This is a genomic window from Sphingopyxis selenitireducens (genome assembly GCF_051550705.1).
Classification (GTDB): domain Bacteria; phylum Pseudomonadota; class Alphaproteobacteria; order Sphingomonadales; family Sphingomonadaceae; genus Sphingopyxis.
This window is the reverse complement of sequence record NZ_JBPULG010000002.1, coordinates 760599-775053: the sequence shown is the minus strand read 5'-3', so window position 1 is coordinate 775053 and position 14455 is coordinate 760599. Positions and strand designations below refer to the sequence as shown.

At 62.3% G+C, this 14455-nt stretch carries 16 protein-coding genes and 1 tRNA gene; 1 reads left to right on the top strand and 16 read right to left on the bottom strand.

The genetic code is table 11. The features are described from left to right. Positions 1–256: 256 nt before the first annotated feature. The 10 genes from ACSYDV_RS09520 to ACSYDV_RS09475 are packed head-to-tail and all read right to left on the bottom strand — an operon-like array spanning position 257 to position 9461. Positions 257–1342, bottom strand: coding sequence for a glycosyltransferase (locus tag ACSYDV_RS09520; protein ID WP_438323554.1), 1086 nt, complete (start codon positions 1340–1342; stop codon positions 257–259). Beyond that, positions 1339–1515: a hypothetical protein gene (locus tag ACSYDV_RS09515; RefSeq protein ID WP_438323553.1), complete on the bottom strand. Its 177-nt coding sequence runs from the start codon at positions 1513–1515 to the stop codon at positions 1339–1341. The genes ACSYDV_RS09520 and ACSYDV_RS09515 overlap by 4 nt, the downstream gene beginning before the upstream one ends. Further along, positions 1512–2276: an MBL fold metallo-hydrolase gene (locus ACSYDV_RS09510; RefSeq protein ID WP_438323552.1), complete on the bottom strand. Its 765-nt coding sequence runs from the start codon at positions 2274–2276 to the stop codon at positions 1512–1514. Before ACSYDV_RS09510 ends, ACSYDV_RS09515 begins: the two co-directional genes overlap by 4 nt. A gap of 13 nt (positions 2277–2289) precedes the next feature. Continuing rightward, the gene (locus tag ACSYDV_RS09505) at positions 2290–3066 is read right to left on the bottom strand and encodes a TatD family hydrolase (protein WP_438323551.1); all 777 of its coding nucleotides are present in this window, start codon (positions 3064–3066) and stop codon (positions 2290–2292) included. Next, positions 3066–4640 (bottom strand): methionine--tRNA ligase, encoded by a 1575-nt coding sequence (gene metG, locus ACSYDV_RS09500; RefSeq protein WP_438323550.1) that lies wholly within the window; start codon positions 4638–4640, stop codon positions 3066–3068. Before metG ends, ACSYDV_RS09505 begins: the two co-directional genes overlap by 1 nt. A gap of 38 nt (positions 4641–4678) precedes the next feature. After that, positions 4679–5659: a DNA polymerase III subunit delta' gene (locus tag ACSYDV_RS09495; protein ID WP_438323661.1), complete on the bottom strand. Its 981-nt coding sequence runs from the start codon at positions 5657–5659 to the stop codon at positions 4679–4681. Then, a complete protein-coding gene (gene tmk / locus ACSYDV_RS09490) occupies positions 5656–6282 on the bottom strand; it encodes a dTMP kinase (protein ID WP_438323549.1) in 627 nt (208 codons plus the stop codon). The genes ACSYDV_RS09495 and tmk overlap by 4 nt, the downstream gene beginning before the upstream one ends. Then, a complete protein-coding gene (locus tag ACSYDV_RS09485) occupies positions 6279–7502 on the bottom strand; it encodes a D-alanyl-D-alanine carboxypeptidase family protein (RefSeq protein ID WP_438323548.1) in 1224 nt (407 codons plus the stop codon). Before ACSYDV_RS09485 ends, tmk begins: the two co-directional genes overlap by 4 nt. A gap of 11 nt (positions 7503–7513) precedes the next feature. Beyond that, entirely contained in the window at positions 7514–8482 is a 969-nt protein-coding gene (locus ACSYDV_RS09480; protein ID WP_438323547.1) for a septal ring lytic transglycosylase RlpA family protein, read from the bottom strand. Then, on the bottom strand, positions 8466–9461 hold the full coding sequence (locus ACSYDV_RS09475; RefSeq protein ID WP_438323660.1) for a lytic murein transglycosylase: 996 nt from the start codon (positions 9459–9461) through the stop codon (positions 8466–8468). Before ACSYDV_RS09475 ends, ACSYDV_RS09480 begins: the two co-directional genes overlap by 17 nt. Positions 9462–9673: 212 nt before the next feature. On the opposite strand from ACSYDV_RS09475, the gene ACSYDV_RS09470 reads away from it, so the two are divergent. Next, positions 9674–9763 (top strand) — tRNA-Ser (locus tag ACSYDV_RS09470). A gap of 57 nt (positions 9764–9820) precedes the next feature. Here ACSYDV_RS09470 and ACSYDV_RS09465 read toward each other — a convergent pair. From ACSYDV_RS09465 to napE, 6 genes are read right to left on the bottom strand one after another with little or no spacing between them, the layout of a single operon-like run. Further along, positions 9821–10444 carry a cytochrome c3 family protein gene (locus ACSYDV_RS09465; RefSeq protein ID WP_438323546.1) on the bottom strand — a complete coding sequence of 208 codons (624 nt, stop codon included), beginning with the start codon at positions 10442–10444 and terminating at the stop codon, positions 9821–9823. Continuing rightward, a complete protein-coding gene (locus ACSYDV_RS09460; RefSeq protein WP_438323545.1) occupies positions 10441–10941 on the bottom strand; it encodes a nitrate reductase cytochrome c-type subunit in 501 nt (166 codons plus the stop codon). The genes ACSYDV_RS09465 and ACSYDV_RS09460 overlap by 4 nt, the downstream gene beginning before the upstream one ends. Before the next feature lie 14 nt (positions 10942–10955). Beyond that, positions 10956–13448, bottom strand: a complete 2493-nt coding sequence (gene napA, locus ACSYDV_RS09455) for a periplasmic nitrate reductase subunit alpha (protein ID WP_438323544.1) — start codon at positions 13446–13448, stop codon at positions 10956–10958. Further along, a complete protein-coding gene (locus ACSYDV_RS09450; RefSeq protein WP_438323543.1) occupies positions 13445–13738 on the bottom strand; it encodes a chaperone NapD in 294 nt (97 codons plus the stop codon). Before ACSYDV_RS09450 ends, napA begins: the two co-directional genes overlap by 4 nt. Next, a complete protein-coding gene (gene napF, locus ACSYDV_RS09445) occupies positions 13731–14237 on the bottom strand; it encodes a ferredoxin-type protein NapF (RefSeq protein WP_438323542.1) in 507 nt (168 codons plus the stop codon). The genes ACSYDV_RS09450 and napF overlap by 8 nt, the downstream gene beginning before the upstream one ends. Then, a complete protein-coding gene (gene napE, locus ACSYDV_RS09440; protein ID WP_438323541.1) occupies positions 14234–14392 on the bottom strand; it encodes a periplasmic nitrate reductase, NapE protein in 159 nt (52 codons plus the stop codon). The genes napF and napE overlap by 4 nt, the downstream gene beginning before the upstream one ends. Positions 14393–14455 lie beyond the last annotated feature (63 nt).

The following is a 14455-nucleotide window of genomic DNA, read 5'->3' as shown; positions in this document are numbered from 1 at the left end:
TCGATCCCTTTTTTTGGCGTTGCCGTACAATTATCGTCCCGTCTGCGAAGCTATCTGCGCCGAGCGACCCAAGGGAGCTCTTCCTTTCAGGAAACTCAGCTCTTCATCTGACGCCCGCCCGGTTTCGACCGGGTGGGCGTACTTTTTGGGGAGGGCGACGGCATGGCCGCAACGTACCCATTTTCCCGATCGGGAGTGATATTGGCCAATGCGGTATCCGGACCGCAAAACATGCTTCTGCTTGCGCAGTTCCAGCTCAATCGACCCGGTCCCAGATGGCCCTGCCCGTTTGTTCGAAACGCGCCTGCGAATAATCTTCCAGTATCTGCGTGCGCGCTGCCCGCCCATATTCTGCAAGCCGGGGTGGGCTCGACAGGGCATCGCGGAGCGCGGCGGCCAGCCCGGGTCCATCTTCGGGATCGACCAACCATCCGTTGACGTCTGGCCGGACAGAAAATGCCAGTTCGCCAACGCGGGACGCGATCACCGGCAAACTTGCGGTCAGCGCTTCATGGCCTGCGATGCAAAAGCCTTCGCGGCGCGATGGCTGCAGATAAAGATGCAATCCGGCCAGAAATGAACGCGGGTCGGCCGTATACCCAGTGAAGCGCAGCGCCTCAACCCCGGCCGAGCGCGCCGCTGCCATTAGTTGTTCGGATTGCCCTCCGTCGCCCGCGATGGCGATGTCGAATGGAACCGGCGACGTAAAGCCTTCGGCGCGGAGCAGTGCCAGCGCCTCGATCAATATGTCATACCCTTTTGCAGGGTGCAGCCGGCCAAGACTGCCCAAGCGTAGCGTTTCACCTGGCTGCCAAGGCTGGGCCTGCGGCATAGTGGGATCCGCGGCATAGATCGGCCAGGTTTCGAGCCGATCGGGCGATACTTTTAGCCGCGTGGCAGTCAATTCGGCGACGGATCGTGAATCGGCGACCCACAGTGCTGCGCGCTTCTGCAACAGGCGCATCAAGCGCGTGTTCCACGGCTTCAAAAACGCGTTGTGCTGCCATGACACGACGGGAATGCCCAATTTGGGGGCCAGCAACAGTCCGAGGATCGTCGCGCGGCTGAGCGACGTCCACATATGGGTCGCATTCCATACGCGAAGTTCCTGCGTCAGCCAGCGGGCGGCGGCAAGATGATCGGTTTCGCCGCCATTGCGAATCCGAACGTCGAGTCCCGCCGCCTCCATCGCGGGCAGCGCCCGGGCGTCGCGACGCGTCAGTGCCAGCACTCTGACCTCTGCGCCGCAGCCGCGCAACACCTCCAGGATTGCGGGCACCGGCAACGCTGCCCCGCCCCCCTCGAGCGAATTGATGACGTAAGCAACCTTGGGTGGCGTCACGCCATCACCTGCCAGGTACGAACGACAAGGAAAACCAGCCCGAAAATCGCGACCCATGCGAGAGCCATTTTCATCCAGTCTTTCATCGGGAGCCGCCGAGCGAGCAGCGAACTCAGCACCAGCGCGAACGCTCCGGCGAACCAGATCATCTGAACCGTCGTGTCACCGTTCATAACTGCACCTCCAGCCCGTCATAACCCGGTTCGACGCCGGCCGGCAATTCGTCCGCCAGATCGTCATAATCCATCGTGTTATCCATGTGCGTGATGATCGCGCGTGGATTTCCAATCTTGTCGAGTGCCGCGAGCGACATCGCCAGATGCGGATGGGTCGGATGCGGGTAGCGGCGCAGTGCGTCGATCACGAACAGATCAACGCCTTGGAAAAAGTCTACCATCTCATCAGTAAACTTTGAAAAATCAGTCGCATAGGCGATCTTATGCGCGCCATCGCTGAAGATCAGCCCGGTCGCCTTGATCGGCCCGTGCGGCATTTCGATCGCTGACACTTCGATCGGGCCAATGGATTGATGATCCATCAACTCGATCGGATCGACCGACGCCGGATAGCCGGCATTGCCCGCAAAGGCATAAGTGAAGCGCCATTTCAGGATATCGAGTACATGGTCGCGGGCATAGGCGGGGACCGCCGAACCACGCAAATGCATGATTTGGCGCAGGTCGTCGAGACCATGGCAATGATCGGCATGCTCATGCGTCCAGATGATCGCATCGACCTCCCCCACTTCGGCGTCAAGAAGCTGTAATCGCATGTCGGGGCTGGTGTCGACGAGCAGCCGAAAGCCGCCGAGCGAGATCAGGATGGAGGCGCGGCTACGCAGGTTGCGCGGATTGTCGGGGTCGCACTGGCCCCAGTCGTTGCCAATCCGCGGGACGCCCGAAGAGGTCCCGCAGCCAAGGATGCGGACCTTCATGCGCTATATGACGTCATGCCGCCGCCTTGCTGAAAAGAGTATAGAAATTGGTGCTGGTTGCTGCCGCTAGCGCTTCCCTGTCTTCACCGCGCAGGTCGGCGAGAAACGCCAGCGTGTCGGCAACGAAGGCCGGCTCGCCGGTTTTGCCTCGGTGCGGCACCGGAGCAAGAAAGGGGGAATCGGTTTCGATCAGCAGCCGCTCCTGCGGCAACCATTTCGCGGTCGCCTGAAGATCAGCGGCGTTCTTGAACGTCACAATACCCGAAATCGAGATATAGAGGCCAAGGTCGAGCGCCTTCCGCGCAAAATCGTCGCTCGCGGTGAAGCAATGGATCACGCCAGGGAAAACCGCCCTGCCCATCTCCTCGCCGAGCAGCATCAACGTATCGGCTTCGGCATCGCGGGTGTGGACGATGATCGGCAGTCCGGTTCGCTGCGACGCATGGATATGGCGACGAAAACTGTCCTGCTGCCGCGCGCGGTCGCTCTTGTCGTAATAATAGTCGAGCCCGGTCTCTCCGATCCCGATCACGCGGGGATGCGCGGCCCGCTCGACCAGCTTCTCGGTATCGATGTCAGGATGCTGATCGGCGTCATGCGGATGGATGCCGACGCTAGCCCAGACATCAGCGTTAGTCTCTGCGGCGGCGAGTACATCGTCCCACTCGCTTTCGCGCGTTGCAATGTTCAGCATCGCCGTGACCCCGCGGTCACGTGCGCGCGCCAGCACCTCGCCCTGCTGTTCGGCCAGGCCTTTGTAATTCAGGTGGCAATGCGAATCGACGAGCATCAGGCCGCGTCCTCTCCTTCCGCCTCGGGAAGTTCGAGGCGCGGGAAGATGGGCACCGGCTGGCCGACAGCGAAGTCGCTCGCCGCGAGCTTCGCGAACCAGTCAGCATCGGCGAGCGCGGCGTAGTCGCGCGCGTCGTCGGCGATCCCCATCTGGTCAAGCAATGCGTCGGCAGCCGCCGGCACGACGGGGCGGATTGCGATTGCCAGGGTGCGGACGACCTGGAACAAGGTCATCAGCACAGCACGCATGCGGTCGGGGTCCGTCTTGCGCAGCGCCCACGGCGCTTGCGTATCGACATATTGGTTGCATGCGAACACGGCGCGCAGCCAATCTTCGATCCCCAGCGAGAAAGCGAGCTGCTCAAATTCACGCGGCAGACGCACTGCGGCCATGTCGCCGACGTCGGCAAGAAGATCGATGTCATCCTGTGTGGGTGTATGGTCCGCCGAAAGTTCGCCGCCCAAATTCTTGAAAATCATCGATAAGCTGCGCTGTGCCAGATTGCCGAAGCTGTTCGCAAGATCGGCGTTGGTCGCGCGCACGATCGCCTCGGCAGAGAAGGTCCCGTCCTGACCGAAGCTGACTTCGCGTAACAGGTAATAGCGCATCGGATCGACGCCGAACTGCTCGGCGAGCGCCATCGGGTCGACGACATTGCCAAGCGACTTTGACATTTTCTCGCCGCGGTTGAGCAGGAAGCCATGACCGAAAATCTGCTTGGGCAGCGGCAGATCGGCACTCATCAGGAAGGCCGGCCAGTAAACAGTATGAAAACGCACAATATCTTTGCCGATCATGTGAATGTCGGCGGGCCAGAAGCGCGCGAAATCGCCTTCGAGATCGGGATAGCCGATACCCGAGAGATAGGTGGTGAGCGCATCGACCCAAACATACATCACATGTCCCGGGCTGCCCGGAACCGGAACACCCCAGTCGAAGCTGGTGCGCGAGACGCTGAGATCCTTCAGCCCACCCTCGACGAAGCGTAAAACCTCGTTACGGCGGCTGTCGGGACGGATGAAGTCGGGCTGTTCGGCATAGAGCGCGAGCAATTTGTCCTGATACGCCGACAGGCGGAAGAACCAGGTTTCCTCGGCGGTCCATTCGACCGGGGTGCCCTGCGGCGACAGCCGAACGCCGCCCTCGCCGTCGGTAAGTTCGCTTTCGTCGTAAAAAGCCTCGTCGCGAACCGAATACCAGCCTTCATAGCGGTCGAGATACAGATCGCCCTTGGCCTCCATCGCGCGCCACAGTGACTGCGACGCGGCGTGATGCGCGGGGCTGGAGGTACGCATGAAATTGTCGTAGCTGATGTTCAGCCCGTCGCACATCGCGCGGAAATATCCCGATATTTCGTCGGCGAATGCGAGCGTTTCGCGGCCGGCAGCGCGCGCGGTCTGAACCATCTTCAGTCCGTGTTCGTCGGTGCCGGTGATCAGTCGCACGTCGCGGCCGCGCGCACGCTGAAACCGCGCCATGACGTCGGTGGCGATCGCCTCATAAGCATGGCCGATGTGCGGACGGCCGTTGGGATAGCTGATGGCGGTGGTGATATAATAAGGATCAGACATGCGCGCGCCTTAGCCTCTGGCGCGCGCAAGGGGAAGCGTCAGCGTGCCGCCTGCGCGGATCGCGGCGCCAGCTCGGCCAGGCAATTGCCGATCTCGAAACCAACCATCGCGCCGTCATAGGATCCGCGCACAGCATCGCGGACGGTGCGCTGCACACGGTCCCATTGCGCAAGAACCGGGCCAATCTCTGTCACTGGGCGTTCGCGCGCCAGTTCCGAGAGCAGTCCGGGCACGATATCGATCACCAATTCGAGCCGTGTGCGGTTCGCAACTCCACTGACTTCGCGCGCCAATGCCTCGCGCAGCCGATTGCCCGGATCACCGGTGGCCGCGATCGCGCGTAATTTCTTTTCCATCACCGCGACGTCGCTGTCGATCAGAGCGATCGCCTTGCCGGGCACCCCTCCCGACGCCGCGGCGATCGCCCGGACTTCAGGCATCTCGAGCATCGGGCGCAATTCGTGCAGCCATGTTGTCATGACGTCATAGCCAACAGGATGAAAACGCAAGGTTCTGCAACGTGATCTTATCGTCGGCAGCAAACGTCCGGGCGAATGGCTGACGAGCAGGAACAAGGTTTGTGCCGGCGGTTCCTCAAGTGTCTTGAGCAACGCGTTGGCGCCGTCATTCTCCAGATCGTCAACCGCATCGACGATGATCACGCGCCAATCGCCGAGCGACAGCGACAGGTGGAGGCGGCGGATCATTTGCCTTACCTGATCAATCGTGATGTTGCGTGCGAGATCCTTGCTCTTGTCCTTTGGCTGGCGCGTCAGGGATAATATCTCGGGATGATTGCCTGCATCGACGAGGCGCGCGGCGGCGCCGTCGCCGACGTCATCGAGTGCTACCGCCTGCCCGCCCCCGGCCTTGCCATGGGTCACCAGAAAACGTGCCACGCGCGCGGCGAAGGCGCCCTTCCCCATCCCCTGCGGACCGGCAAGCAGCCAGGCATGATGAAGCCGTCCGCCCTGCCACGCCTCCAGAAAGGCGCTTGTCGCGTCCTGATGGCCGATCATGACAGCCACTCGGCAAGTGCTGCTAGGATCGTGGCCGTCACGACGTCCGCCGGGGCGTCGGCGTCAACGACGCGCCAGCGATCGGGTTCGGCTTCCGCGATGTCGATAAAGCGCGCGGCCAGCCGCGCCTGATAGTCAGCGGGCTTGCTGCCCATCCGGTCGGCGCCGCCCGCATCGCGAACCGAAAGCCGTCGCGCGGCCTCTTCGGCGCTGACGGTCAGCAGGAAGGTGCGATCGGGAAGCAGCCCCAACGAGCCAAATTCATGCAGCCGCATAATATCAGCGTCGGTGATGCCGCCGCCCCCGCCCTGATAGGCGCGGGTCGAATCGACGAAACGATCGCACAGCACCCACGCGCCGCGATCCAGCGCCGGGCGGATCGTGCGCGCAACATGGTCGGCGCGCGCCGCAGCGAAGAGCAACGCTTCGCTGCGTGCGTCCCAGCGGTCGTCGGCTCCCTCCATCAACAGTGAACGGATCGCCTCTGCCCCCGCGCTGCCGCCGGGTTCGCGCGTTGCGACGACTTCGATGCCTTGCGCGGCGAGCGCGGCGGCGAGCGCGCGAATCTGCGTCGATTTCCCGACGCCTTCCCCACCCTCCAAAGTGATGAAACGGCCGCTCACAGGCCTGTCAGCCGGTAAAATCCTGTGCGGGTTCGCGCCCACCAGCCACCCGGGCCGACGTCGGCGGCGGCGAGCAGGGGCGTCGCCTGTGGCGGCAAGCCGTCGGGCGTGACGATCAGATCGGCGATGGGCGTTCCGCGCACGATCGGCGCGGCGAGCGGGGCTTGGGTGCGCATGACCGCGCGATAGCCACCGGTATAGCCCTTGGGAACCGTCATGCGGACCGCCATGCCCGTTTCGGCCGCGACCGTCGAAGCGGCGCCCTTCCCCACATCAATCCGGCCAAGGCTGGCGCCCGCGGGGACGAGCTCGCGTCCCTCCCAATGCTCGAAGCCCCAGGTCATCAGCCGCTCGGCCTCATCGCGGCGCGATTTTTCGCTGGCCATTCCGGCGACGACCATGATCAGCCGACGCCCGTCGCGCTTCGCCGATCCGAGAAAGCAATAGCCCGCTTCGGCGGTATGCCCCGTTTTCAACCCGTCGGCACCAACGAAGCGACCCAAAATCGGGTTGCGGTTCGGCTGGATGATCGGCTTCCCGTCGGGCGATTTGCCGTGCTGGAGCCTGGGGATCGAGAAATAGCGCGCATAGCCTCCGGGATGGTCGCGGATCAGCCGGTCGGCTAGCGTGATCAGGTCAGCCGCATTGACCTTTGTCACCCCGCCATCGGGCCAGCCTGCCGGGTTCCCGAACTGGCTCGACAACATATCTATTTGGCGTGCTACAGCATTCATTCGTTTGACGAATTCTTCCTCGCTACCGTCAATTCCCACTGCGAGGAGCGCGGCCGCGTCATTGCCCGAAACGGTTATCAGTCCTTTTAGTAGCTCGTCGACCGTCACCTTCTCGCCGGGGCGGATGAACATTGTCGATCCACCGCGGCTGCCATTCCATTTCTTCCAGATCGCCTCGGTCATGGTGAATTGCTTGTCGCGCGCCAGCTCGCCCTTTTTGATCAGGTCGAGCACGACATAAGCCGTCATCACCTTCGCCATAGAGGCGGGCGCAAAACGCTTGTCGGCGCCGCGCGAAAAGAGGATCGCGCCGGAATCGAGATCCTTCAGCATCACGATCGGCGCCTGGGTGACATAGAGCGGGCGGCTGACTGGCGCGCCGGGCGCCTTTTTGTTGCCCGCCGACGCTGCGGGCAGCGCGGCGGCAAGCGCCAAGGCGGCGAGCGCCGCCGCTCCGCTCTTCAAAATGGTGTTCGCGTGTCGCATGCGCCGGATATTCACCGGTCGTGCATGATCACGGCATCGCTGAAGCCCTTGGCCTTCGCCTTACCAAGCGCGGTCCGCGCATCGGCGTCGCTGGCAAAGGGGCCGACACGCACGCGCCACAAATTTCCCGCCTTGCTCACCGTGCCGCCCACGGATTTTGCGGCCGCATTGGCGCGGGCTTCGCTGCTGAACGCCGCAACCTGGACGATATGGCTGCCGACCACAGCGGGTGCGGGTTTGACGGCGGGCGCCGCGGGTTTGGAGGGAGGTGCGGGCTTAGCGCCCTGCCCCTCGACGATGAAACGATCGGCGCCGGGCTTCGCCTTCCCCGACGCGATCGGAGCCGCCGGCTGTGCAGCAATCGCGACGGCGGCAGGGGCATTCGTCGGGACAGGCAACGCCTTCATCTTGTTGCGTAAAATAGCGAGTAACGAGTCGGGCGTCGCCATCCGCTCCACCGCCGGTTTGCCCGCACGCAGTTGCGCCTTTTCAGACGCCGGCGGGTTGGTGCGCCGCACGCGGACTGCGGCGGTCCCATTGGTGAGTCCCAACTGCTCGGCCGCGCCTCGCGACAGGTCGATCAGCCGGTCATTGACCATCGGTCCGCGATCATTGACGCGCACCAATATCGTTCGTCCGGTCTCGAGCGCCGTGACTTCGACATAGCTCGGCAGTGGCAGCGTCTTGTGCGCGGCGCTTATTCCCGCGGGATCGAAAGTCTCGCCATTTGCGGTCGGCTGTCCGGCGCGTTCGTCTCCATAACTGCCAGCATAGCCGACATCGTCATAATCGGGGATATCGGCGGGGGTGTAGGTGACACTCCCGATCGTGAAGGGCGCGCCAAGCGTGGCGGCGCCATCGACGACGCCGTTCGCCACCGGAACCGGACCATTATCGCGCTTGCCTTCGATACTCGTACAGCCGGTGAGCGACAACATCGCCCCGGCCATCATCAGCCCGCCTTTAACGATCGATTTCATCCGCCAGCAACCCCACAGAAAGTGCGTAAAAATTGGAACAATTATAGTCCAATATCGCACGATAGTTACCGGTCAACAAATAGGCCGTTTTTCCGGGGCCGTCAGGTTCGAGAAGAACTGCCTGAACCTTTCCGTCAGGCCAGCTTCCGCTGACCGGCTGAATTCCATCCGCGCGCCATTCGGCCATCGAACGCCAGCGACTGTGCCGTTCGAACACACGCGCGCAGCGCGTGGGCGCCAGCTTCGAGGCGACCCGCGCGCGGTTGAAACCGTCGGGAAGACGTACCGCAACGCCCCATGGCTGACCGGCACGCCAGCCGGCGCGGCGCAGATAGGCACCGATCGATTCGATCGCATCAGCCTCGCTCGACCAGATGTTCGCGCGCCCGTCACCGTCGCCATCTTCGGCAACCTGCAAATAGACCGACGGCAGAAATTGCGGATAGCCAAAGGCACCCGCCCAACTGCCCTTCAGCACGTTGCGCGGCACCCCGCGCTCGACCATCTGTAGCGTCGCCAGAAATTCGGGTTCGAACAGGCTGCGGCGGCGGCCTTCATACGCCAGCGTAGCCAGTGCCTCGGGCAGGTCGAAATTGCCGGTCACCTGACCATAGGCCGTCTCGTGTCCATAGATCGCGATCATGATGCTGGTCGGGACGCCGGTGCGCTGTTCAATCCGCGACAACAAAGGCAGCAACCGGTCGTGAACGCGGCGGCCGCCGCTGATCCGCGCGGCGTCGACATGCTTCGCCTTATAGGGCGCAAACGCCGGGATCGGGGTGTTGTTGCTCGGCGGGCTGCCCAGATTGTCGCGGTCGAGCGCGATGACGCGCGGGTTATAGCGCAGTCCCGCAGTCACCCGGTCGAACGTCGTGCGCGACACACCGCGCGCCTGCGCTTTGGGCCACAACGACTGGACATAATTATCGAAAGCGGGATCGCCGCTTTGCGCGTGGAGCGGTGCCGATGCGGTGAGCATCCACGCCGAAAGGACGACGCCCAATGACGGAAAAAGGCGTCCGATTCTGAACTGGCTAGCGCGTTTCATGTCCCACCCATAAGCAATGTCTGACACAGATGCACGTGCCTTGGCCATCCAGGGGCAAGACAGTCTGAGTCATTTGCGCGACGGATCGAGGTTGAAAGGTTTCGCTTGCCGCATGGCGCGCGGACGTTATTGCGTCGGGCAACGGACAGGTGGCCGAGTGGTTTAAGGCAGCGGTCTTGAAAACCGCCGTGGGTGCAAGCTCACCGTGGGTTCGAATCCCACCCTGTCCGCCAAATACCGGCCCCACATATACCGGCGGTATAAGTGGTGCCCACTTCCGGAACGAAGCCTCAACCCTGCGGAATGCCTTTCATATCGGGCAGATGGTGTGCGATGCCCTTGTGGCAATCGATGCAGGTATTTTTGCCGGTACCAAGGTAGTTTTGATGGATCCATGCGGCGCGAGGCGCCTGCCGGGTCAGATCCATCGAATCATATTGATGGCAGTTGCGACATTCGAGCGAGTCATTGGCCTTCAGTCGTGCCCACTCATGCTTGGCAAGCTCAAGGCGCTTGTCGAGAAACTTCTCGCGCGTGTCGATTGTACCGAAAACCTTGCCCCATACTTCTTTCGACGCCTGCATCTTCCGGCCCATCTTGTCGGTCCAATTGTGCGGGACATGGCAGTCCGAGCAGACCGCACGGACGCCCGAGCGATTATTATAATGAATCGTCGTCTTGAGCTCGGCGAACACATTGTCGTTCATCTCGTGACAGCCGGTACAGAATGCCTCAGTGTTCGTTGCCTCCATCGCGGTATTGAAACCGCCCCAGAAGACGATCCCGGCAATAAAGCCCCCCAGCGTCAGGAACCCAAGGCTCAAATGAACGGCGGGCCGGCGCAATGTATCCCAGAACGGCTTGATCCAGCCCCAGACGCTTCCCCCGATCGCGCGAAGCCGATTGCCGATCATGGCGTTTCCTCCTTTGCGAGTGTCTGGTTGAGCCCCTCAAACCGGTTGCCGACCAAGGGCTCTGCGTCGGTCTGGACGACGTGGCACTGGACGCAGAAATAGCGGCGCGACGAGATTTGTTCGAGGACCTTGCCGTCGCGCGTCAGATAATGCGCATCGCTGACGGGCGGCGCCTGGAATTTCCGTGCGTTCGACCGGGTGTGGCAGAGCATGCACCGATTGGTATTCACGGTGAGCTGATAATTGTCGATCGCGTGCGGGATCGTTGGAGGCTGCATCTCGTAATTAACCGGACGGACACGGTCGAAATTCTCAACGCGTGCCATTGGTAGCGGCGATGCTTCCTTGTCGATCGGGACTCCTCGGCGCAACGCATCGACCTGTCCGGCTGCGGTGATGACCACGGGTGCGCCGGGTGCCTTCCGCGGCGTTTCCTCATGCTTCGAACCGCAGGCGGCAAGGCTGACGGCGGCGATCAGATATAACAGCAAACGCATCACGATCCTCCCTCTCAGGCCATCACCACCTTCACCGCACATTTTTTGAAATCGGTCTGCTTGGAGATCGGGCAGGTCGCATCCAGCGTCGTCTTGTTGATCAGCTGCGCCGCATCGAACCAGGGCACGAACACCAGCCCCGTCGGCACGCGATTGCGACCTCGCGTTTCAATGCGGCTGCGCATTTCGCCGCGGCGCGAAATGACCTTCACCTCATCGCCGCGCTTCAGCCCGCGCGCCTTGGCGTCGTCGGGGTTCATGAAGACGACGGCCGAGGGAAACGCCTTGTAGAGTTCGGGAACGCGCATCGTCATCGATCCCGAATGCCAATGCTCAAGCACGCGGCCGGTCGCGAGCCACAAATCATATTCGGCGTCGGGCGATTCGGCGGGGGGCTCGTAGGGCAGCGCCCAGATCACCGCGCGGCCATCCTTGTTGCCATAGAATTGCCAGTCGGTCCCCGCCTTCACATAGGGGTCGGTGCCCTCTTTGTAACGCCAGCGCGTTTCCTTGCCGTTGACGACCGGCCAACGTAGCCCGCGTGCCTTGTGATATTCGTCGAAGGGCGCGAGGTCGTGGCCGTGACCTCGACCGAATTCGGCATATTCCTCGAACAATCCCTTCTGCGGATAGAAGCCGAACGCCGCCGCCTCGTCATTGGCATAGCCCGCCTCGACCTCGCCGGGGGCAAATCGGTCGACCTTGCCGTTGCGATAGAGAACTTCGAACAGCGTCTTGCCCTTATACGCCGGGTTCGCGGCGAGCAGGTCGGCGGGCCAGCATTCGTCGGTGGTGAAGCGCTTGGAAAACTCCATGAGCTGCCACAGGTCGGACCGCGCCTCGCCCGGCGCCTTGACGAGTTGGTGCCAGAACTGCGTTCGCCGCTCGGCATTGCCGTAGGCGCCTTCCTTTTCGACCCACATCGCCGTGGGCAGGATCAGGTCGGCTGCCTGCGCGGTGACGGTCGGATAGGGGTCAGATACGACGATGAAATTGTCCGGGTTGCGATAGCCCGGATAGCCTTCGTTCTCGAGGTTCGCCCCGGCTTGCATATTGTTGTTCGCCATCACCCAATAGGCGTTGAGCTTGCCATCCTTCAGCATCCGGTTCTGTTCGACGATATGATAGCCGACCTTGTCGACGATCAGTCCGCCGGGCAGCTTCCATATCTCCTCGGCGTGTTTGCGATGCTCTGGATCGGTGACGACCAGATCGGCGGGCAGGCGATGCGAGAAAGTGCCGACCTCACGCGCGGTGCCGCAGGCCGAGGGCTGACCGGTAAGCGAAAAGGGGCTGTTGCCCGGGGTGGCGATTTTTCCGGTCAGAAGGTGGATATTATAGACCATATTATTGGCCCATGTGCCGCGCGTGTGCTGGTTGAATCCCATCGTCCACAGTGACATCACCTTGACCTTCGGGTCGGCGTAAAGCTCTGCCAAGTGCTTCAGGAAACCCTTTTCGACCCCGCTGAGCTCGGCGGCATAATCGAGGGTATAGGGCTCTACGAACGCCTTGAACGCATCGAAGTCGATCGGGGTGCTGCCCGTCGGATCCTTGGCGTTCTTTGCTTTTAATTCGAGCGGATTGTCGGGGCGCAGACCATAGCCGATGTCGTCGTTGCCGCGCTTGAAGCTCACATGCTTGCGGACGAAATCCTCGTTGACGCGGCCGGTCTGGATGATGTGGTTCGCGATATAGTTGAGGATCGCGAGATCGGTCTGCGGCTTGAAGATGATCGGGATGTCGGCAAGGTCGAAGCTGCGATGCTCGAAGGTCGAAAGCACCGCGACCTTCACATGATCGTGCGACAGCCGCCGGTCAGTAACGCGCGTCCACAATATCGGGTGCATTTCCGCCATGTTCGAGCCCCAGAGCACAAAGGCATCGGCGGCCTCGAAATCATCATAGCAGCCCATCGGCTCGTCCATGCCGAAGGTCCGCATAAAGCCGGTGACCGCCGAGGCCATGCAATGCCGCGCGTTGGGATCGATATGGTTCGAGCGGAACCCCGCCTTCATCAGCTTGTTCGCGGCATAGCCTTCCCAGACGGTCCATTGGCCCGATCCCGCCATGCCGATCCCGGTGCCGCCCTTGGCCTTCAATACGCGCTTGAACTGCGCCGCCATCACGTCGAACGCCTCGTCCCAGCTCACCGGCTCGAAATCGCCATCCTTGGCGTATTGCCCCCCCTTCTTGCGTAACAAAGGCGTGGTAAGCCGGTCGTTGCCGTACATGATCTTCGACAGGAAATAGCCTTTGACGCAATTGAGCCCGCGATTGACCTCGGCATCGGCATCGCCGTGCGTCGCGACGACGCGATTGTCCTGTACCGCAACCTGCACGCCGCAGCCGGTGCCACAGAATCGACACGGCGCCTTCGACCATTTGACCTCGGTCGGCGGGGCCGCGGTCGCCGCTTCGGCAAAGTGCGCGGGCACCGCGATGCTGGCTGTCGTCGCCGCTGCGCCGACCGCACTCGCCCGGATGAAGTCGCGTCGCGTCGTCATAAGGAGGTTCCTTCTTCGGCCCAGGACGGGAGGAGATCATCGAGCGCGGCGCGCGGCTCGGCATGATGATAGACAAGGTTGACGCTGATCACGCCCGCGATCGCCTGCACCGCATCCATGCAGGCGATCAGTTCGCGGGGGCTGTCGCATTCATGAAGCAATATGCAGCGCCCTCCTTCGCGCGCCGCGATCTCGGCGCCGGGCATATCGCCAACCAGCCGCTCCACGGCAGCCATTGCGCTCGGCTGGTGGTGAACGATGAAACTTGCGATATGGACTTCGTCAACCATGAGCGGCCTCCGGCACCGACAATGTGATCGCGGATACGGGGCACACACCAACGCACGCGCCGCAGCCGGTGCATCGCGCCTGGTGGAGGTCCGGGTGCGCGCCGCCCAGCGCCGGACGAAAGCGGATCGCCGCCTCGCCGCACGCGTCGCGACAACTGAAACAGGTTACTCCGTTCCGCGCGAGGCAGGTGGCGGCAATCTCTCCTTTGATCGCCCATGGCCGATCGCGCGCACCGTCTAGCGCCCCGGTCTCGCATGCGTCGACGCATTGTCGGCAAAACACGCATTCGCCCCGCGACGGATCGAAATGGGGATAGCCGCCCTCACCCGCGATCAGCACGTGTTCGGGGCAAGCGGTGACGCAGGAGTCACATCCGGTGCACGCATCCAGAAACTCGGCTTCGGCGATGGCCCAAGGCGGACGAAAGATGGGGTCGACTTCCGCCTTGCCGCGCAAAAAAGCGCGCCGATCGGACGAAAACACCACCTTGTCTGTCATAATCCCGGGGGGCCGCTGACCAGCTGCCACATCCAGACCATGAAGCCATAAGCGGCAACGATCCCGATCGCGAGCACAGGAAAAAGCACGACGGTAAGGAACAGGAAGAGCTGAACCTCTTTCCGCTTTGTCTTCCGGTCCGCAACTTGCTTCATCGGCGACTTCCCCCAGCAATTGTTTCGAAGGGATAACCGAAGCGTATCAAATAGTTTGGCGAA